Origin of the sequence: Vibrio rotiferianus (assembly GCF_002214395.1) — a bacterium.
GTDB classification, from domain to species: Bacteria; Pseudomonadota; Gammaproteobacteria; order Enterobacterales; family Vibrionaceae; genus Vibrio; species Vibrio rotiferianus.
This window is the reverse complement of the sequence record NZ_CP018312.1, coordinates 1,352,040-1,371,993: the sequence shown is the minus strand read 5'-3', so window position 1 is coordinate 1,371,993 and position 19,954 is coordinate 1,352,040. Positions and strand designations below refer to the sequence as shown.

General features: G+C 45.2%; 15 protein-coding genes. 8 read left to right on the top strand and 7 right to left on the bottom strand.

Translation table 11 applies throughout. The features are described 5' to 3' along the window. The first annotated feature begins 76 nt into the window (after positions 1-76). The gene (locus tag BSZ04_RS15690; RefSeq protein ID WP_088880793.1) at positions 77-847 is read left to right on the top strand and encodes a sulfite exporter TauE/SafE family protein; all 771 of its coding nucleotides are present in this window, start codon (positions 77-79) and stop codon (positions 845-847) included. A gap of 156 nt (positions 848-1,003) precedes the next feature. Beyond that, entirely contained in the window at positions 1,004-2,740 is a 1,737-nt protein-coding gene (locus tag BSZ04_RS15685; protein WP_088880792.1) for a methyl-accepting chemotaxis protein, read from the top strand. A 69-nt stretch (positions 2,741-2,809) separates the two neighbouring features. On the opposite strand, the gene BSZ04_RS15680 is transcribed toward BSZ04_RS15685, so the two are convergent. After that, positions 2,810-3,781 carry a TAXI family TRAP transporter solute-binding subunit gene (locus tag BSZ04_RS15680; protein ID WP_010448314.1) on the bottom strand — a complete coding sequence of 324 codons (972 nt, stop codon included), beginning with the start codon at positions 3,779-3,781 and terminating at the stop codon, positions 2,810-2,812. A 321-nt stretch (positions 3,782-4,102) separates the two neighbouring features. Between BSZ04_RS15680 and BSZ04_RS15675 the strand changes: the two genes are divergently transcribed. Next, positions 4,103-5,254, top strand: coding sequence for an HD-GYP domain-containing protein (locus tag BSZ04_RS15675; protein WP_088880791.1), 1,152 nt, complete (start codon positions 4,103-4,105; stop codon positions 5,252-5,254). A gap of 63 nt (positions 5,255-5,317) precedes the next feature. Here the strand turns inward: BSZ04_RS15675 and exaC are convergent, their stop codons facing one another. Further along, positions 5,318-6,838 carry an acetaldehyde dehydrogenase ExaC gene (gene exaC, locus BSZ04_RS15670; protein WP_088880790.1) on the bottom strand — a complete coding sequence of 507 codons (1,521 nt, stop codon included), beginning with the start codon at positions 6,836-6,838 and terminating at the stop codon, positions 5,318-5,320. Between the two features lie 247 nt (positions 6,839-7,085). Between exaC and BSZ04_RS15665 the strand changes: the two genes are divergently transcribed. After that, positions 7,086-8,849: a sigma-54-dependent Fis family transcriptional regulator gene (locus BSZ04_RS15665; RefSeq protein WP_088880789.1), complete on the top strand. Its 1,764-nt coding sequence runs from the start codon at positions 7,086-7,088 to the stop codon at positions 8,847-8,849. 60 nt (positions 8,850-8,909) lie between these two features. On the opposite strand, the gene BSZ04_RS25075 is transcribed toward BSZ04_RS15665, so the two are convergent. Continuing rightward, on the bottom strand, positions 8,910-9,047 hold the full coding sequence (locus tag BSZ04_RS25075) for a hypothetical protein (RefSeq protein ID WP_167381313.1): 138 nt from the start codon (positions 9,045-9,047) through the stop codon (positions 8,910-8,912). 343 nt (positions 9,048-9,390) lie between these two features. On the opposite strand from BSZ04_RS25075, the gene BSZ04_RS15655 reads away from it, so the two are divergent. After that, positions 9,391-10,293 carry a LysR family transcriptional regulator gene (locus BSZ04_RS15655; protein WP_088880788.1) on the top strand — a complete coding sequence of 301 codons (903 nt, stop codon included), beginning with the start codon at positions 9,391-9,393 and terminating at the stop codon, positions 10,291-10,293. Positions 10,294-10,390: 97 nt separating this feature from the next. Here the strand turns inward: BSZ04_RS15655 and BSZ04_RS15650 are convergent, their stop codons facing one another. Further along, the gene (locus BSZ04_RS15650) at positions 10,391-11,911 is read right to left on the bottom strand and encodes a DUF1254 domain-containing protein (protein WP_088880787.1); all 1,521 of its coding nucleotides are present in this window, start codon (positions 11,909-11,911) and stop codon (positions 10,391-10,393) included. A 271-nt stretch (positions 11,912-12,182) separates the two neighbouring features. Here BSZ04_RS15650 and BSZ04_RS15645 point away from each other — a divergent pair, with 271 nt between their 5' ends. After that, positions 12,183-12,389, top strand: a complete 207-nt coding sequence (locus BSZ04_RS15645; protein WP_088880786.1) for a hypothetical protein — start codon at positions 12,183-12,185, stop codon at positions 12,387-12,389. Positions 12,390-12,475: 86 nt separating this feature from the next. On the opposite strand, the gene gnd is transcribed toward BSZ04_RS15645, so the two are convergent. Genes gnd through zwf form a run of 3 tightly spaced genes read right to left on the bottom strand, consistent with a single transcriptional unit; the run spans position 12,476 to position 16,180 of the window. After that, positions 12,476-13,924, bottom strand: a complete 1,449-nt coding sequence (gnd, locus tag BSZ04_RS15640; protein ID WP_005531010.1) for a decarboxylating NADP(+)-dependent phosphogluconate dehydrogenase — start codon at positions 13,922-13,924, stop codon at positions 12,476-12,478. Between the two features lie 40 nt (positions 13,925-13,964). Continuing rightward, complete coding sequence (gene pgl / locus BSZ04_RS15635) at positions 13,965-14,681, bottom strand: 6-phosphogluconolactonase (RefSeq protein ID WP_038890076.1); 717 nt, start codon at positions 14,679-14,681, stop codon at positions 13,965-13,967. Continuing rightward, positions 14,678-16,180 (bottom strand): glucose-6-phosphate dehydrogenase, encoded by a 1,503-nt coding sequence (gene zwf / locus BSZ04_RS15630; RefSeq protein WP_162531093.1) that lies wholly within the window; start codon positions 16,178-16,180, stop codon positions 14,678-14,680. The genes pgl and zwf overlap by 4 nt, the downstream gene beginning before the upstream one ends. 545 nt (positions 16,181-16,725) lie before the next feature. On the opposite strand from zwf, the gene BSZ04_RS15625 reads away from it, so the two are divergent. Both BSZ04_RS15625 and BSZ04_RS15620 read left to right on the top strand, forming a co-directional pair. Beyond that, entirely contained in the window at positions 16,726-17,661 is a 936-nt protein-coding gene (locus tag BSZ04_RS15625) for an AraC family transcriptional regulator (protein ID WP_088880784.1), read from the top strand. Between the two features lie 122 nt (positions 17,662-17,783). Next, complete coding sequence (locus tag BSZ04_RS15620; protein WP_088880783.1) at positions 17,784-19,919, top strand: TonB-dependent siderophore receptor; 2,136 nt, start codon at positions 17,784-17,786, stop codon at positions 19,917-19,919. Positions 19,920-19,954 lie beyond the last annotated feature (35 nt).

Here is a 19,954-nt window from a genome sequence, read left to right as displayed (position 1 = left end):
ACTTTATTTCTTTGAGTGAGTTGCGTAGTGTTAACAGTTATGAAACAAAAATTATAAGAACAAAAAAGGACCTTTTATGCTGCTGGAATTTGCTCTCTTGTTTGCTGCGGGCGTCGTTGGTGGGATCATGAACTCCGTCGCCGGTGGTGGTAGCTTCATTACCTTCCCTGCATTGATGGCGGTTGGCGTGCCTCCCATCATGGCGAACGCGACGAATACTTATGCTTCTTGCGCAGGTTACATCAGTGGTGCAATCGGCTTTCGCGAAGAAATCATGAAGAACAAGCAAGAACTGGCTTTCACTATCTCTTTCAGTTTGATTGGTGGCGCAGTAGGTGCTTATCTTCTGTTGAATACGCCAGAATCTGTTTTTCTTGAAGCGATTCCATGGCTACTGTTATTCGCAACCGTACTCTTCTTAACTGGCTCACGCATGACTGCGTTGATTAAATCTCTGACCAAGGAGACCAAACACGCCGGCATTTTAGGCGTAATTGCTTTGAGCCTGCTTTTGATTGGCGTCTCTGCTTATGGTGGGTTCTTCAATGCCGGATTGGGCGTAATCGTCTTGAGTTATTTAGTGGTTGCAGGACACCAAGACATCAACTTAATGAACGGGCTTAAGCTGCTGGTTTCGACCTGTGTATCCTTGATTGCCATTGTGATTTTTGTGGCCAACGGTTCAATCGATTGGACCAAAGGCAGCGTTGTTATGGTTGGTACATTAGTGGGCGGCTACTTGGCAGCACGAATCTCCCGTCAACTAAACCCAAACCATGTAAGAGGTTTCGTTGCCCTTTCTTCTATCGCCATCACTATCTACTTTTTTATCGATGTTTACACTTAAAAATCGAGCCTCAAGCGATAACATAAACATATGAACTTATTTACATTTACCATACAGGTGTCTTATTATTGAGCCAATTCAACAAAAAACGTAATTTTGTTTGACTGCCGGATTGCAGTCTTTTTTATGGTCACTCAACAAGGATGTATAGGTAATATGGCTCACCTTTCGTTTAAGAATAAACTGGTGTTGCTGATCGTCGCGATCATCACCACAACCACTCTTATCTCTTACTTCAGCGTCAACCACTTTATAAGCAACTACATTCATCAATCAGACAGTAAGAACATCACCCATATCATTGACATCACTCGCAACAAACTCGAAGCTGAACTTAATAGTAAAGTTGCTCAGGCCACCAATCTCAACTTCAGCATGATGGACATTGCGGATGCAAAAGAGACCTCTGGTTTTGCTCAGGTTGTGAAAATCGTCAACGGTTACGCGTTCGATGATACGGGCAACATGAGTGAAGAAGATGCTCAATATTTTATCGACGCTGCAGAGACTCAAACTGAGCAACTAAGTATTAGCCCTATCACTGTCAAAGACACCGTCCCATACATCACTTTCTCAATCAAAAGATTTGACGATTCCGTTGATTTTTTCACTTACGACCTGGCTTCCTTAAGTAAGGTCATTGTTGGACTTGCGGCTGAGGGAAGCTTTGCTGAGCTTATCGGTGATGGAACTGTTATTTACAGTAATAAGCAAGGTAATAACTTAACGCCTGTAGAGCGTAGCATCTCATTCGGCAATGGCCAGTGGCAGCTGATAGGATATATTGACCAAAGTAACATTCAAGCTAACACTGACAAGCTGAATTGGATGATTACGTTAGCGCTATCAATTGCTGGCATTGCAATCATTTTGGGTAGTATTGTTTTGCTCCACTTTGCTTTTAAGCCGCTTGAGCAATTGAAGAAATTAGTCAGTGACCTGTCAGATGGTAACGGCGATCTAACTCAAAGGCTCAATATCAACAGCAAGGATGAGATCGGCCATATATCCCAATCAATAGACCTGTTCATTGCCCAACTGCAGAAGATGTTTGTTGAAGTGTCTCATTCATCTGCGCATATCGACCACGCGGTTGGTGAGCTTGCCAAACAGTCAGATAACAATAGTAGCACTCTAAATCAGCACACTATTGAATCAGAACAAGCCATCACTGCCATTGAAGAAATGAGCGCCACGGCAGAGTCTATTGCGAGCAGTGCTGATGATGCAGCTAAGCTTACTGACCGTACCAATCGCTATGCAGAGGAATCGAAGCGTACTGTTGGAAACGCGGTTCAAAGCGTAAGTGACATGGTCACTCAGGTAGCCTCTATGTCTGACACCATTGGAACAATGAGCGAAGACACCAAGCAGATCAGCTCTGTGTTACAAGTGATTGGAGAGATCGCAGAACAGACAAACCTACTAGCATTAAACGCTGCAATTGAAGCCGCCCGCGCCGGTGAGCAAGGACGTGGTTTTGCGGTCGTCGCTGACGAAGTGCGTGCCCTCGCCGCTCGTACACAGCAAAGCACCTCTCAAATCAATGAGATGTTAGCGAAACTGAAGTCGACGACTGATAATGTGGTCAATGAAATGGACTCAACGCGTTCAAGTTGTCAACAAACCGCAGATCGCACCAATCAGGTAATGGACTCTTTAAACGTAGTGACAGATTCTGTGGTAGAGATTAACGACTTGAACACTTTGATGGCGACATCTGCTCAAGAGCAGCGTCAGGTGACTCAGGAAGTCAGCCGTAACATGAGCGCGATTCAAGAGATCATTCGCAAGCTCAACGAGAACGCCTCGCAAACAACATCAGTCAGCGACGAACTGAAAGCAACCTCTACTGGTCTGGGTGATGTAGTTTCGCGGTTTAAAGTGCAATAACACTGACGAACGACAAACAAAAACGCCATCGTGAAATACGATGGCGTTTTTTATTGGCGTAGCGACAGATTACTTAATCAAACCAACTTCTTTGTAGTACTTCTCAGCACCTGGGTGAAGCGGCGCGGACAGACCATCTTTCACCATTTCTTCTTTTTTCAAGTTCGCGAATGCTGGGTGTAGACGGCGGAAATCGTCAAAGTTTTCGAATACCGCTTTCACTACGTTGTAAACCACTTCATCTGGCACTGCCGTAGAAGAAACAAACGTCGCACCCACACCAAAGGTTTGTACATCGCTGTCTGAACCGCGGTACATACCACCCGGTACGTTTGCGATACGGTAGAAGCTGTTATCAGAAACTAGCTTATCGACTTGCGGACCAGCCACAGTTACGATGTTACTGTCACAAGAGGTGGTCGCCTCTTTAATAGCACCACTTGGGTGGCCTACGGTGTAGATCATTGCGTCAATCTTGTTATCGCACAGCGCTTTAGACTGTTCTGATGCTTTTAGCTCAGACACCAATTTGAAATCGTCATTCGTCCAACCGTACTCTTTCATCAGTACTTCCATCGTACCGCGTTGACCAGAGCCAGGGTTACCTATGTTAACTCGTTTGCCCTTTAGATCATCGAACGATTGAATGTTGGCATCTTTACGAGCAACAACCGTAAACGGTTCTGGGTGTACAGAGAACACTGCACGAAGTTCTTTGAATGGGCCTTTGTCTTCAAACTTGCTCGAACCGTTGTAAGCGTGGTACTGCCAGTCTGACTGAGCGATACCTAAATCCAGTTCACCCGCACGAATGGTATTAATGTTGTAGATCGAACCACCAGTACTTTCCACTGAACAACGAATGCCATGGTCAGCACGTGATTTATTCACCAAACGGCAGATTGCACCACCCGTAGGGTAATACACGCCAGTTACACCGCCCGTACCAATGGTCACAAACGTATCTTTAGCAGAAACTGAAAAGCTTGCGCTCATTGCAACTAGCGATGCCGCCACTGCGAGCTGTTTTAACTTAAACATTGAATGTCCTTCTCCGTTGTTGTAGTGAAGTAAGTATAGCAACTATTAACAAGTTGTTAACGCATAAGATCACATCCTAGAAATTCATGAATAATTTAAAAATACAGATAGTTAAGTAATGTCTAACTTTCTCGTTATATGTGGTTACTTCAAGCTTTTTTACTATATCGTTACATACATAACCTTACTTTTATGATGGGAATCTAATTTCAAAGTAAGACGGGTTAATCGAATGTAATTCGGGTGCTACATTTTAAGTCTAAATTATGAGAAATCGATTCCATTATAAAAAGCAAAAATGTGCAACAAAGGTTGGCAAACATGCTCGATTATCCCCTATTAAGTAAAACAGCGACCAAAGAAAAGAAGACCACAGCAATACTGGATGAGCTATTTAAGCTCGCTCAAACAAGTTACCCTGAGTTCAGCCGCTTTTCTGTGGTATTAATCAAAGGAAACAAGGCTTCTAACTACTATGTAAATGACACTATAGCTCAACCATTTGGTCTTGATTTTGAGGACCAAGAGCTTCGTATAAACTCTTCATTGACGGAGGCCGCCTATAACTGCCAAGTTAGAATCGTTGATGACCTAGAAAACTTCGACAACACCGAACGCATCAAGAAACTGATCAAACTCGGCCACAAAAGCAGTTATGCATCACCTATATATAATCGTGGTTCTATCATTGGTTTCCTTTTCTGCAATGCAACAAAAACCAAGTTTTTCTCGGATGAGCATACGCAGCGAGACTTCGCCTACCTGAGCCAAATCATATCGGGCATGTTCATTCAGCTAGATGAAAAACAAAAGCACTTTCAATCAGCTTTAGCGATTGCTTTGAAGATGGGACACGAAAGAGACCCTGAAACAGCAGAGCATTTAATACGAATGGGAAAATACAGTGAGCGACTTGCACGGTTACTGGCAGATAAAAATAGGTCTATTACCCCTGAGTTTATCCACCGTATCAGGCTATATGCCCCCTTTCATGATATAGGAAAATACAAGATCCCTGACGATGTACTCTTCAGTGATAAGCGCTTTACAGCAGCTGAACGCGAAGTTATGAATCAGCACACCATTTTTGGAGAGCGGATCATTGAAGACGTTGTCGCGCTGTCTGACACATCAATGATTGCACCAGATGAAGTGCAATTTATTAAGAACATCATTCGCCATCACCATGAGTATTACAACGGTACAGGTTTACCCGATGCATTGTGTGGTAAGGACATTCCCTTAGAAGCTAGGATCGTAACACTGGCCGATGTATTCGATGCCTTGCTAAGTAAGCGCGCGTATAAAGCTGCTTGGTCACTGTCTGATACGGCAAACTTTATTAAAGAGCATAGGTTATTGATGTTCGACCCAGATTGCGTCGACATGCTGATCGAACACCTAGATGAGTTTTTAGCAATCCGCGCGCATCATCGAGACCACGAAGGTACCCAAAACGCCGTTGCTTGTTAAACAAAGCCCCGAATACTCGGGGCTTTGTTTTACTGCTTTTTCTCTTGCCTGAAGGCGATGTATTTAGAAGAATCCTAGCGGATTGACGTCGTAGCTGATTAATAGGTTTTTCGTGTTCTGATAGTGATCGAGCATCATCTTATGCGTCTCTCGACCAATGCCGGATTTCTTGTAGCCACCAAACGCAGCATGTGCAGGGTAAGCGTGGTAACAGTTTATCCAAATGCGTCCCGCTTCTATGTTACGTCCCATGCGGTAAGCAAGGTTTTGATCACGTGTCCACACACCCGCTCCCAGACCGTATTCAGTGTCATTGGCAATCGCCAGCGCTTCTTCTTCATCTTTAAAAGTAGTCACTGCGATTACCGGACCAAAGATCTCTTCTTGGAAAACTCGCATCTTATTATGACCCTGTAATAAAGTCGGTTGAATATAGTAACCCTGTTCCAAGTCGTTCTCTTGTTTCGCTACATCTCCACCAAATACGACTTTCGCTCCTTCTTGGCGGCCGATCTCTAGGTAACTCAGGATCTTATCGAACTGCTCTTGCGAGGCTTGAGCGCCAACCTGAGTATCAGTATCCAGTGGATTGCCTTGTTTAATGGTTTTTGCACGCTCTGCAACTTTAGCAATGAACTTGTCGAACACAGATTCATGTACCAGCACACGTGATGGGCAAGTACATACCTCGCCTTGGTTAAAGAAAGCAAGCAAAGTACCTTCAATACACTTATCTAAATACTCATCTTCGTGATCAAACACATCTGGGAAATAGATGTTCGGAGACTTACCACCGAGCTCAACCGTCGACGGAATTAGACTCTCCGCCGCACATTTTAGGATGTGGTTGCCCACTTCCGTTGACCCCGTAAACGCTAACTTAGCGATTCGATTACTCGTCGCCAGTGCTTGCCCAGCTTCTGAGCCAAAGCCATTGACTACGTTCACCACGCCAGCAGGCAGAAGGTCACCAATCTTTTCCATCAGAACCAGAATTGAAGTCGGCGTTTGCTCAGCAGGCTTAAGTACCACACAACAGCCCGCGGCCAACGCAGGAGCCAACTTCCAAGCCGCCATCAACATTGGGAAATTCCAAGGAATGATCTGACCCACAACACCAATCGGCTCAGGGAAGTGATAACTTGCGGTATGTTCATCTAACTCAGCCGCACTGCCTTCTTGAGCACGGATACAACCTGCAAAGTAACGGAAATGGTCCACAACTAAAGGTAAGTCTGCCGCTAACGTTTCACGAACGGGTTTGCCGTTTTCCCATGTTTCTGCAACTGCAAGCTCTTCGAGGTTTTGCTCAATGCGGTCTGCGATTTTTAGTAGTATATTCGCACGCTCAGTCACGCTGGTTTTTGCCCACTGCGCTCTTACGCTATGCGCTGCATCCAGTGCAAGGTTGATGTCTGCTTCCCCAGAACGAGCGACCTTACAATACGCTTGGCCATTGATTGGCGATGTATTGTCGAAGTATTCACCACCCGTTGGTTTTACCCATTCGCCACCGATGTAGTTGTCGTAATGCGATTTGAAATTAACGATGGCATTTTCACTACCTGGCTGTGCATAGATCATAACTCTTCCTTTTGTTCTCGTTCATTTTTTTGTTTTAAACAACCGAGTGTTCAACTCAGCATTGTTGCAAGAACATCACTCAAGTCACATGCCAACAATGAGCACCTTGTTGTTAATTAAATGTAAAACTATGATTACCAAGCGATAACAAACCAAGTGAGTGACGTTTGAGCGGATGTATGGTGTGAACGCCAGTGTTCAAGTGTTCCAAAATGGCACACCCTCACTGTGACAAAATGGTACAGTCATGGAACTTCAACACATTACCAACAGCAATTGGCTTTCCACTTCATGGGACAGAAGTGAACAAGCGGGTTTAAAACAGCGACGTCGACCAGACGATATTCGTGTCACCTCAGCGTTACTTGAGGACCGACGCCACCAACTCCACTTCTTAATCGATGCCGTTAAGCAATTTGCCTTGCCTTTGTTTAATCAATTGTTCTCCCACAGCGACAGTCGATTAATACTGACCGATGCCGAAGGCGTGATCATTGGGAGCTGGGGGCAACCTAAGTTCCGTGAAAAGCTGACAGAAATTGCGCTTAGTTCTGGCGCGTGTTGGCAGGAAAAACTCAAAGGCACCAACGCCATTGGCACTGCGCTAGTGGAAGCAAAACCCGTTTCCGTGATTGGTGACCAACACTTTATACAACATCATCGCTTTATCAGTTGCTCAGCGAGCCCGATCTTTGATCATTTGGGTAATTTGATTGGTGTACTGGACATTACCAGTGAGCAAAAGAAGCATGACTTTTCAACACAAGTCTTAGTGCAAAACATGGTTCAACAGGTAGAAAACCAACTCCTCAATCAAATTCCCAAAGGGCATATTCGAGTTGATTTAGCCTGTGAACAAGGTCTGCTCAATAGCGGTTGGCAAGGCATCATCATCGCCAATGAAGAAGGTCAAATTCTGGCTCATAACCAAGTAGCCTCACAATTGTTGGCTCAAACGAACGTTGTTGGACAATCACTGGCATCGATACTCGACGGTTCTGCCAGTAATCAATATTTAGTGTTTAAAACTCAGCCACTCTCGGAACCTAAAACTCAATCTCGCTCCATTTCAGCCTCGAATGACCTGCATTATGGCGACGCAAACGTAGAGCACTGCTGGCAACAAGCGAATCGTGTTATAGACAAAGACATTAGCTTATTGATCCTTGGCGAGACGGGAGTAGGCAAAAATGAATTTGTTAAAGCTCTGCACAAAAACAGCAAGAGAAAGAATGGGCCTTTGGTTTCCGTCAACTGTGGTGCGCTACCCAAAGACTTGGTCGAATCAGAGCTATTTGGCTACGTGAGCGGAGCATTCACAGGCGCAAACAGCAAAGGTTACCAAGGTAAAATCCGTCAAGCACACAAAGGCATCTTGTTTTTAGATGAAATTGCAGACTTACCATTAGAAGCGCAAAGCCGATTGTTGCATGTGCTCCAAGACAAAACCGTATTGCCCGTAGGCTCTAACCAGACCATTCAAGTTGATACGCAAATCATCGCCGCAACACACAAAGACTTAGAGCTATTAGTTGATCAAGGTGAGTTTCGTCAGGATCTTTATTACCGACTAAATGGATTAATCGTAGAACTTCCTCGTTTTGAGGAGCGCAGTGATAAGCAAGCGCTGATTGAAAACATTCATCGCCGCCACTCTGAATCAAAGCAAAGTATTTGCCCTCACCTGCTGTCACTGATGTTGAGTTATGGTTGGCCGGGGAACCTGCGTGAGCTCGATAGCTTAGTCAAAGTCTCTGCTTTGATGGCGCAAGGTGAACCCCAACTTGAGCTTAGCCACGTCCCCAACCATCTGGCTAAGAAGCTTGGTCAATCACCCAATATTGTCGATGCTGATACACCAAACACTAAAGACATGCGTTCTACTGTAGAAGATAAGCTGGTAAAAACCTACCAAGCAAACCAAGGCAACATCAGCAAAACTTCGCGTATGCTCGGGCTAAGTCGCAATACCATTTATCGCAAGCTTAAAAGCCTTGGTATTCTCAAGTAATAACTGAGGAATAAAAAAAGAGCACCGTATTGGGTGCTCTTCTTATTTTGAAACCTAGCCTTACAGTCCGCCTTCTTGCTGCGCCTGTTTTACTAATGCCTGACGTTGAGTTTCCGTGTCTGAATTCACTTTCTGTTCCTTGTGCGTTTCCTGGTCCATATCAGTCGGAATGAAAACAAAGTACTTGTTAAGAGTCATCTTAAGAACCTCAATTAATAATGTTAAATCACCTTCTTGGTAAATGTAAACAACACCAGCAAAAAACATCTTATGCCGGATCCTTGTTGTAGGTTTCAAAAAATAGAGGATGTTTGACCATCAAACATCCTCCATATGCAAGCTAATTATAGGATGAGTTCAAAGGCTTACCTAGCACTCTTTTTCACCTTTTATGCAATCCTTGTTTCTTAATCAGATTTAATACACCATACCCTTACGACCTAACCCCATGTCACAAAAGGAAAATTTGTTTTCGATTTTATTGGAACGGAGGATGAGAGACGTTGATACTTAAAGCTTAACGTTTTGAGGCGCTTACTTCGTGAAAAATACCATCGATTTAAATTTGTATCGCTTTCTTTATCTACTGAGCCAGCAAAAGTCGCAGGCGAAAGTGTGTCATACGCTAGACATCAGCAAAGCAACCTTTACTAGGCAGCTCGCCGAATGCCGCCTGCGATTTGATAACGAACTGTTCAATGCAGAGAAAGGCGTTTATACCCCTACGCTGCTATGTCAACAATTGTGTGAGGCTATCGGGGAACCTCTAGAGCAACTTGAGCAGATACCGCAGTTGGCAAACACCTTTAATGCAAACCAACATTCCAACGAGTACGTCTTCAGCATCATCAACCCTCTTTCTGGCATTTTAACGATTCCTTTGGTTACCGCTCTTACCACAGATGAACAAAAGCCTAAGATTTCCTTTATTGATTGGTCGATAGAAAGCATAGAGAACCCAAAGCGCGGCGCTGTCTCAATTGGGATTGGTGGGTTTCCTAATGAGCTCAACGAGAGAATGGTAGAACGTAAGGTGGCTTCCGTCCCCATCTTTGCGTATGTGAACGCTCAACACCCTCTTCACCAACAAACCGAACTTGAACTCAGTGACATTGAAAACCTTGAAACGGTGCGAGTCTCCATGGGTTCGCTCGATGTGAGCGCTTATTACGAACGAATGCGTAAACTGACGGGTGTGAATCTAGAGCAGAAGCTGACCGTCTCCTCAATGACTGCAGCACTCGATTGCGTCAAAGTCAGCCCGTATGTATTTGTCGGTATGTATATCGACGATCAAGAGTTACCCGCGGGAATTTGTCGATTGCCGTTGAAATTAGAGGGAACGCCAATGTTGTTTGATGTCGGGATTCAGTACCACCGAGCCTTTTACCAACACCCGATCATTGCACAAGTAGAAACCTTTATTAAACGAGCGCTTAGCTAAGCCGCTAATTTTTGTTGCCGCATAGCCAAGGAATAAAAAAAGCCGACCAATTAACAGGTCGGCTTTCATCTTCAGTTTGTCGCACCTTACGATGGTCTTATTTCACTTCAGTGATATCACTTGGCTTCCAAGAACCGTCATACCATGGTTCTAAAGGACCGTACATACGTAAGATACTGAACCAGCCTTTGTTTGGAACCGTTTGAATCCAGTTTGCTTCTTTACCCTTCGGAGCGGTTGGACCGAAGTACAAATCGACCGAACCATCTGGGTTTTCAACCATCTTGTCGCGCTTATCGTTCTTACTTGGGAACGGTTGGCTCGTTTGTAGCTCTGAACGTGTTTGCGTATCGTACGCGACCACAGACCAGAAGTTCTTCGCTGGAACATTCGCAGGAATCGTCAGTCTGTAATTCTTACCGCCATCAAAGAACTTACCCTCTGCCGTTTTATCAACAATGGCATACTGAGAGCCTTTGCCAATCATCTTAAGCGCCATCGCTGGCGTGTTTACCGTTGCCATGTAGAAGAAATAAGTACGCGCATCTAGATTACGTCCGCCTTTACCTTCATCAATAAGCCACTGGTAATCTTTGCCGATAAAAGCAGTTTTCCAGTTACGATCGTCCCAAATGTACGCGTTTTCTGTGCGTGGATTGAACATTAGTGCACGAGCCGTTGCGTTACCAATCGCTGCACCATCTTTCAGGATCTTCTGCATACGCGCATCAGGTTCGAACGGCTTACCTTTTTGAATACCAATTGTCGCAATCAAACCGCGCATTTCTGGGTCGATAAAATCAATAGGCTCTTTGTCGATCACCACTTTGATTTCGTCATAGAAATGTTCGTCATTGGCGTGAATAGTATTGAAGGCTTTACCACTACCTGAAGTGAAGGCCATCTTCGGTTGATCATCCTTCTTAGACAAAGGGTAAATCTTCAAACCAGTATGGTACGAGTTGACCGCTGCATCCGTTTTACCATCTTTCAAGAAGCCTCGCGCGATAAACCAGTTCACGTAACTTGTCGATTGAGAAACGTGGTAGCCCTCAGGCACTGGGCCATCGTAGTTTGGTGGCAAGATAAGGTATTTGCCGCCCTGACCTTTATCTGGCCCTACTACGCCCATATCGGTCACGAAACGGAAGAAGGCATCATTGACTGTAGTTGGCCCCATGCCCGGCGGGATTTCCACAACCGTTGGACCATCACGCTCTAAATCAAGAAACGCCGATGCGTAAACCGTATCCGTGTTACCGGTTAGGAATAAAGGATTTGAATCCATCAAGTTATCAAATAGCATCACCTGATTGGATTTCGTCAGCCCCATCTTTTCATGTCCCATACGTAACGCTTCTAACGACGCCATAGGGATGGCATTCATGAATACTTCTGTCGCTCGCATAGTATCGAGATTGTTATAAAGCGTATCCATGGTTTGTTGACTTGGCACACCATCCTTGAAATTCAAAGTACCGATGCTTGTTTCTACCGTATTCGGCGTCATGATGCTTGTTGGAATATCTGTGTTGTAGTTGCTGGTATTTGCCAGAACAGAAGATGAAACCAGTAAGCCAGTCAGCACAGCGATACGTTTGAGTTGAGTCTTTAGCATAAGAATTTCCTGCGTTATCAGTTGCGATACATTCACTCTACTTAAAGTTAGGAATCAATTCTGATGCTCGCCACAATCAAAATTGCTGACGCGCTTTTTATGCAATGAAACTCACAACAAATCTCTATTCAAAACTGTCTACTAGGTCAATATTTAATCTTTTTTGAGAAATATTTAGCCCGTTTTTTGGGTATCTTCTGAGCAAAAAAGAGACAATACAAATGCGGAGTGAGAACACTCTGACACTACCCACTAAGCTCTGGGAGGCGTTATGAAAAGTAAAAAATTAGGTCATGTGATGTCATTCAGCAGATTGTTTTCCTTCATTGCCTTTCTGACAGCCACATTCGCTTGGGTATTAAGTATGTATGCCCTCTTTACGGTTTCCGTTGTGGCACTTTTCGTCAGTGGACTTCTCTACTTGAATGACAGATTCGGCCATCACCCAAAAGGCAATGTAAAAGAAAAGAGCGCTTAGGCGCTCTTTGAGTTCCTATAGAGTAAGAATGAAAAAAGGATGCCACTTGGGCATCCTTTTGCTTTTATCCGTTTACTGACTGCGGGTTAAACGTCGTAAGTTGTAGACGCTGTGTCGCCGCCTGTACCAGTCCAGTTAGTGTGGAAGAATTCACCACGTGGACGGTCAGTACGCTCGTAAGTGTGAGCACCGAAGTAGTCACGTTGAGCTTGAAGCAGGTTCGCTGGTAGACGAGCTGTTGTGTAACCGTCTAGGAAAGATAGCGCAGAAATCGTACATGGCATTGGGATACCAGACTCTAGAGATTTCGCTGCTACTTTACGCCATGCTGCTAGGCTGCCTTGTAGGATGTTTTTGAAGTACTCATCAGAACCTAGGAATGCGATATCTGGGTTCGCTTCGTACGCATCACGGATGTTGCCTAGGAATGCAGAACGGATGATACAACCACCACGCCACATTAGTGCTACGTTACCGTAGTTTAGGTCCCAACCGTTCTCGTTAGACGCTTCGCGCATTAGCATGAAGCCTTGAGCGTAAGAGATGATCTTAGATGCTAGTAGCGCTTGACGTAGTGCATCAACCCACTCTTGCTTGTCGCCTTCAACAGGTGTGATTGTCTTGCCGAATAGAGACTCAGCTTCAACACGTTGGTCTTTCAGTGCAGATAGACAACGAGAGAATACAGACTCAGAGATAAGCGTTAGAGGAATACCTAGGTCTAGTGCGTTGATACCTGTCCACTTACCAGTACCTTTTTGGCCTGCTGTATCTAGGATCTTCTCAACTAGAGGCTCACCATCTTCATCTTTGTAGCCAAGGATGTCAGCAGTGATTTCAACAAGGTAGCTGTCTAGCTCAGTCTTGTTCCAATCAGCGAATACTGCTTGCATCTCGTCTGCAGACATACCAAGACCGTCTTTCATGAACTGGTAAGCTTCAGTGATAAGCTGCATGTCACCGTATTCGATGCCGTTGTGCACCATCTTAACGAAGTGACCAGCACCGTCGTTACCAACCCAGTCACAACATGGCTCGCCAGCGTCAGTTTTTGCAGAGATACCTTGGAAGATTGGCTTAACCGCTTCCCAAGCTTCAGCCGCGCCGCCAGGCATGATTGAAGGACCAAAACGTGCACCTTCTTCACCACCAGATACACCAGTACCGATGAAGTGAATGCCTTTCTCACGGCAGTGTGCTACGCGACGGTTTGTGTCTGGGTAGTTAGTGTTACCACCGTCAATGATGATGTCGCCTTCGTCTAGAAGCGGGATTAGGTTGTCGATGAACGTGTCAACAACGTCACCTGCACGAACCATAAGCATCACTTTACGTGGCGTTTCTAGCTTCTCTACTAGTTCTTCTAGAGAGTATGCACCGATGATGTTTGTGCCTTTCGCTGGACCTTCCAGAAACTCGTCTACTTTTGCAGCAGTACGGTTGTGAGCCACAACTTTAAAACCGTGGTCGTTCATGTTAAGGATAAGGTTTTGACCCATTACAGCAAGGCCGATTACACCGATATCACCTTTCATTGTTTCTCTCCAATTGTCTTTTATTCGACTAGCGGCCGCATTAAGCGATTTTTGCCGCTGCGTCTAAATCTAAATACCATTCCGTCAGACCCGCTTTCGCTTGGATCTTCGCTGCCGGATATGGAAGTACGCGTGCTGGTGAGCTGTTAATCTCTTCGATAATGTCTGCTTTACCAGCGCCAAGTACCAAGTAACTGATGCGCTTCGCTGCTTCTAATACGCGTGCCGTCTTCGATACGCGAATCTGACCAGACTCAGGATGAGAAGCCAATACTGATAGGTTCTCATCATCGTAGTTTGTCTGACCCGGGAACAGTGATGCGGTATGACCGTCTGCGCCAACACCAAGCAAGATCCAATCAAACACAGGAGTGCCATTTTCAGTTGGAATCACTTCTGCCATCTCTTTCGCAAAGCGCTGTGCTTCTGCTTCTGGCTCTTCTTCACCACGGATGCGGTGGATGTTCTCAGCAGGAATGCTCACTTGACTAAATAGTAGAGTATTCGCTTCGCCATAGTTACTTTCTGCATCATCAGGCGCAACACAGCGCTCATCACCCCACCAGAAGTGTAGGTTTTGCCACTGAATTGACGTCGCGTAAGCTTCTGTTGCTAGTAGCTTAAACAGCATTTTTGGTGTGCTGCCGCCAGAAAGAGAGATGTGAACAGGTCGGCCCATTTCGCTAAACGCTTTCATGTCGTTAGCAAGGCTTTCTACTACCTGCTCTGCTGTTTGGTAGATCTTGTGGTTGATCATAGTTCGCAGTAGTCCGTATCTGTTAGGTTTTTACAAGGGAAACGCCATGCGCGGTTAGCTCGCTGTAGCAAGTCGTCCGCTTCTTTTGGTCCCCATGTACCACATGCGTATCCGAATAGCGCTTGTGGGTCTTGCTTGAAATCTAGAATCGGTTGCACGTATTTCCAACACGCTTCAACCGCATCGCTACGAGCAAATAGCGTTGCATCACCGTTTAGGGCATCAAGAAGTAGACGCTCATAAGCAGTTAGCATTTGGGTTTCTTGCAGATCAGCGTAGTGGAAGTTCATTTTCACTTCCTTCGCTTTAAAGCCTGCGCCCGGCTCTTTCAGACCAAAGCTCATTTGGATGCCTTCGTCTGGCTGAATACGAATAATCAGCTTATTCTCTGGTGCGTTTTGACCAAACACTGGGTGTGGTGTCTGTTTAAAGTGGATAACCACTTCAGTCACGCGAGTCGGTAGACGCTTACCTGTACGTACGTAGAAAGGCACGCCATTCCAACGCCAGTTGTTGATGTAAGCTTTCAGGCCGATGTAAGTCTCGGTACGAGAATCGTCTGCTACGCCGTTCTCTTCACGGTAACCAGGAAGGTGCTGACCACGAACATCCGATGCCGTGTACTGACCTAATACAAGGTCGTTACGAAGTGCGTTCTCATCCAGCGGTTTAAGACACTGAAGGACTTTTACCACTTCATCACGCATCGAGTCTGCATTAATTTGTGCAGGCGGCTCCATACCCACCATGGCTAGCACTTGTAGCAGGTGATTTTGGAACATATCGCGTACTGCCCCAGAACCATCGTAGTACCCGCCACGCTCTTCTACGCCTAAGAATTCTGCGCCTGTGATTTCCACGTAATCAATGAAGTTACGGTTCCACAATGGCTCAAACATCGCGTTAGAAAAACGTAGGACAAGCAGGTTCTGAACCGTTTCTTTACCTAGGTAGTGGTCGATGCGGTAGATCTGATGCTCCTGGAAGTGCTCGTGGATTTCTTTGTCCAACGTGCGCGCTGATTCAAGGTCGTAACCGAATGGTTTCTCGATGATCAGACGTTTCCAGCCATCTTCCTCATTGTTCAGACCGTGTGCTGCAAGGCTTGCAGGGATCACGCTGTATAGGCTTGGTGGCGTCGCAAGATAGAAAAGCGTATTACGTTGTTCGAATTGGTATTCGTCTGCCAGTTGGTCTAAGCGTATCGCCAACTTGCTGTAATCTTGTGTGTCAGATGTATTGATTGCTTGGTAATGCAGGTGGTTAATAAATGCATTCAGCGTTTCTGGCTCAGTTTTTTCCATTTCTTGAAGCGATTTTAACAACTTCTCACGGTAAGACTCATCACTGTACTCAGTGCGGCTGACACCTAGAATGGCAAAATTTTCTGGAAGCTGCTTGTTCGCATAAAGGTGGTATAGAGCAGGAATTAACTTACGGTATGTAAGGTCACCTGAAGCACCAAAAATAACGATGCTACTGTTTTCTGGTATTACCATCATCTTTCCCTTAAAAACGAGGTACTTATTGTGTGCCCGGATACGGCTAAAAGGATTGAGCCAACCCTATCAATGGCACCACAAAATAGAAAATTGGTCTTACCTATTACGTTGATAGGTAAAGCCTATAGTCTAAAATTACCGCAATGACTAAACCTCTCACGAGTGTGTGAAATTTAGCGTTTGGAGGTCATTTAAGACACTTATGTCTCTCGAGTACAACCTTGCACTCTGTGGAGGAGATTTCCGACACGGGGGCGTATTGTCTACGAGTATTTGATTTACATCAACACTTGGAAGTGCAAACGTTTAAATAATTTACAAAAATCAACATAAGACAATGAAAATTAAGAAATAAATGCCATTGAAGATTGGAAGCCAAAATTTAAGCAAAAACTCTAAATAGACTACTTATCACTCAAGTTTGCAATCCATTACATAAGCTCTGTGCGCTATGCAGAATTTACAACTCTACTTCATAGTTGTTGATAATGATACTTAATTAAAGATAATGAAGGATTCTATCAACACACGTTAGGACAGCTATGACCCAGGGCTCAGCAAAACAGCAATCGACGTATCGTATTCAAGGCGTATTGGATTACATTCATAGTAATCTTGATTCTCCTTTGAGCGTTGATGACATTTCGCAACAAAGTTGCTGGTCTCGCTGGCAGTTGCAGCGCGTGTTTCAGCAACAAACCGGGCTTTCGGTTGCAAACTACGTGAGAGAGCTTAAGTTAAGCTACGCTGCAGAGCGATTAGTCGCTGGAAGTGAGCGCTCTTTGGATATTGCGCTGGAAATGGGGTTTGCCTCCGAGCACGCATTCAGCCGCGCATTCAAACAGATGTTTTCTGTCAGCCCTCGTGAGTATCGGAAGAACCAACAGTTGTCAGGGTTACGTAAACCATTTACGTTACGCCACCTTCCAGAGGCATCGCACAATGATGGGCACTTTATCGAAGTAAAGATAGAAACGAAACCAAGCTTTTATCTACAGGGGCTTTCTCAACCAATCAGTGGTTTGTTCTCCCCTTCTCCAAACTTCCATTACAAAGTCCCGCAGTTGTGGCTTCAGCTTTCTCTTATTGCCGATCAAGTCGAAGAGTCACCAGTTCGCCATCTCGGTGTTATTGATGTTACCTACCCTCACTTTGATGGTTCGAATCTTCAATATTGGGCAGGTTATGAACTCGACGACAATGTCCATTTACCAAGCATTCCAAATGCAGTGTCCGATCAACTAGAGACCTTATTCGTACCACAGCAAACTTATGCCGTGATCACTCACATCGGTAAGGCAGCGAAACTTGCGCAAACCCTTGAGTGGTTCATCATGTGTTGGTTACCTGCTTCAAATTATCGCGGTGTCGATGGGTATGAGCTTGAAAACTATCCGGCAGACTACCAGCCAGACAGTGATAACGCACAAATGCAATATTGGTTACCCGTAGAGCGTTACCGCCAACACTCGAAGTAAGAGAAAAGTCCGGCCCTTTAAAGCAAGTTGCACCAAATTGTTAACTTTTCTATTTCTCCTATCCATAAAATATAAATGACAATCATTATCAAAAACTAGAAAAAGTAGTGGAATTAGGAAAAATGGAAACCCCGATTAAATTTCATCGCTCAACACTTGCAGTTGTTGTTTCTGCGCTGATCGCAGGACACGCTGTTGCTGACGAAGACGTAACTCAACTCGAAACAATGACCGTATTAGGTGAAACTTACCGAAATACGGCGACAAAAACATCATTAGATCCAGAAGAGACACCACAAGCAATCACCATCATTACCAAGGATGAGATGGATTTACGCGGAGTGAGCACGGTCAGTGAAGCACTTCGTTACTCATCTGGTGTAAACACCGAACTACGTGGCGGTGCCGTTACGCGTCTAGACCTATTCAATATCCGTGGTTTCATTAACTACACCAACTTCTACGATGGTCTCCCTCTCCTATTCAACGGCTGGAACTTACAGCCACAAATTGATGCAGCTGCAGTAGAGCAAGTCGAAGTCTTCAAAGGACCAACGTCTGTTTTATATGGAAACATTCCACCAGGCGGCATGGTCAACATCATCGCAAAGACTCCGCAATCTGAGCCAGCTAACACGGTATCAGTCAGTACTGGCACCAACAGCCTGAAAGAGCTGAGCTTCGACACCACGGGGCAAATTGGTGATTCAAACGTGAACTACCGCATCGTAGGGTTGGCGAAACAGCGAGATGGGCAAGCAGAGACATCAGAAGACGAACGTTATCTGATTGCACCTTCATTCGACTGGCAAGCGACAGACAACACGCTTGTTAATGTTAACGTGTACTACCAAAACGATCCTTCGGCAGGTATTTACACAACAGTACCAGCAGCGGGTTCCGTTCTCGATAACCCACTCGGTTCGTTGTCTCCTGATACTTACTTGGGCGACAAAAACTGGAACACCTATGAACGTGAAGTGTTGATGGTTGGCTACAAAATTCTGCACGACTTCAACAACAACTGGCAGTTCTTGCAAAATGCACGTTACATGACGGCTGACTCGTACCAAGAAAACACGTACAACAGCCCATTAGCCGCTGATAATCGCACGATTGGTCGTAATGCGTACCTCACAGATGAAGAGTCAACTTCATTTGTGATTGATAACCAATTATCAGGCTACGTTGCCCATGGCAATTTCGAGCATAACTTGCTACTTGGGTTAGATTACCAATACCTAGATTCTGATGTGAAATACAAAGACACCTTAGGTTACTCGCTTACGCAAGACATCTTTAATCCTAATCACAACCAGATTGACCGCGACGCTCTAAAGTTCGCTTACCAGCAAGCATTGGACATCAAGACGAAACAGCTTGGCGTTTACTTCCAAGACCAGCTTCGCTACAACAACCTTGTGATGATTGCGGGACTTCGCTGGGATACATACGAATCCGACACCAACACCGTGAGTGATTACCTAGGCACAGTCACACCGAGCAAGGAAAAGCTTGATGAAAACAACATCTCTTTCCGAGTTGGTGCGTTGTACGAGCTTGATTTTGGTCTGTCTCCTTATCTGACTTACTCAGAGAGTTTTGAACCAATCGCGGGGGCTGACGCATCAGGTAAAGCGTTCGACCCTTCTACTGGTCACCAATGGGAGCTGGGCTTCAAATATGCTCCTCTGGGTGGCGACGTATCGGGCAACCTAGCCCTATTCCATATCACCAAGAAAAACGCGATCTTGACCGATCCTAACAACCCGTATGCACCGCAATACCAAGCTGGTGAAGTGGTTTCTCAAGGTGCAGAGCTTGAAGCGAAATGGCAAGCAACGCCGCAAGCTGACCTAACGCTAAACTACACCTATATCGATATGGAAATTAAAGAAGACAGCTACTACCACCAAGAAGGCAAAACGCCAGTTTGGGTACCAGAACAAACCGCTTCTTTATGGGCAAACTACTACTACGAAGGTACTTTAGCAGGGCTTCGCACCAGTGCTGGCGTTCGTTACGTAGGTAAAACAGAAATGGATGCACAAAACAGTGACCAAGTGCCAGATTACACCTTGTTTGACCTAGCGGCGAGCTATGACTTATCGGCGGCTTCACAATCACTCGACGGCGCAAGCGTCACGGTGTCTGCGAGCAATATCTTTGATGAGGAATACTACAGCTGTTACGACAAGAACAACTGTTGGTTTGGTGCTGAGCGATCTATCGAAGCGAAGCTTGAGTACAAGTTCTAACGCCTAACAAGCCGCTCAAACAAGTTCTTATTCGA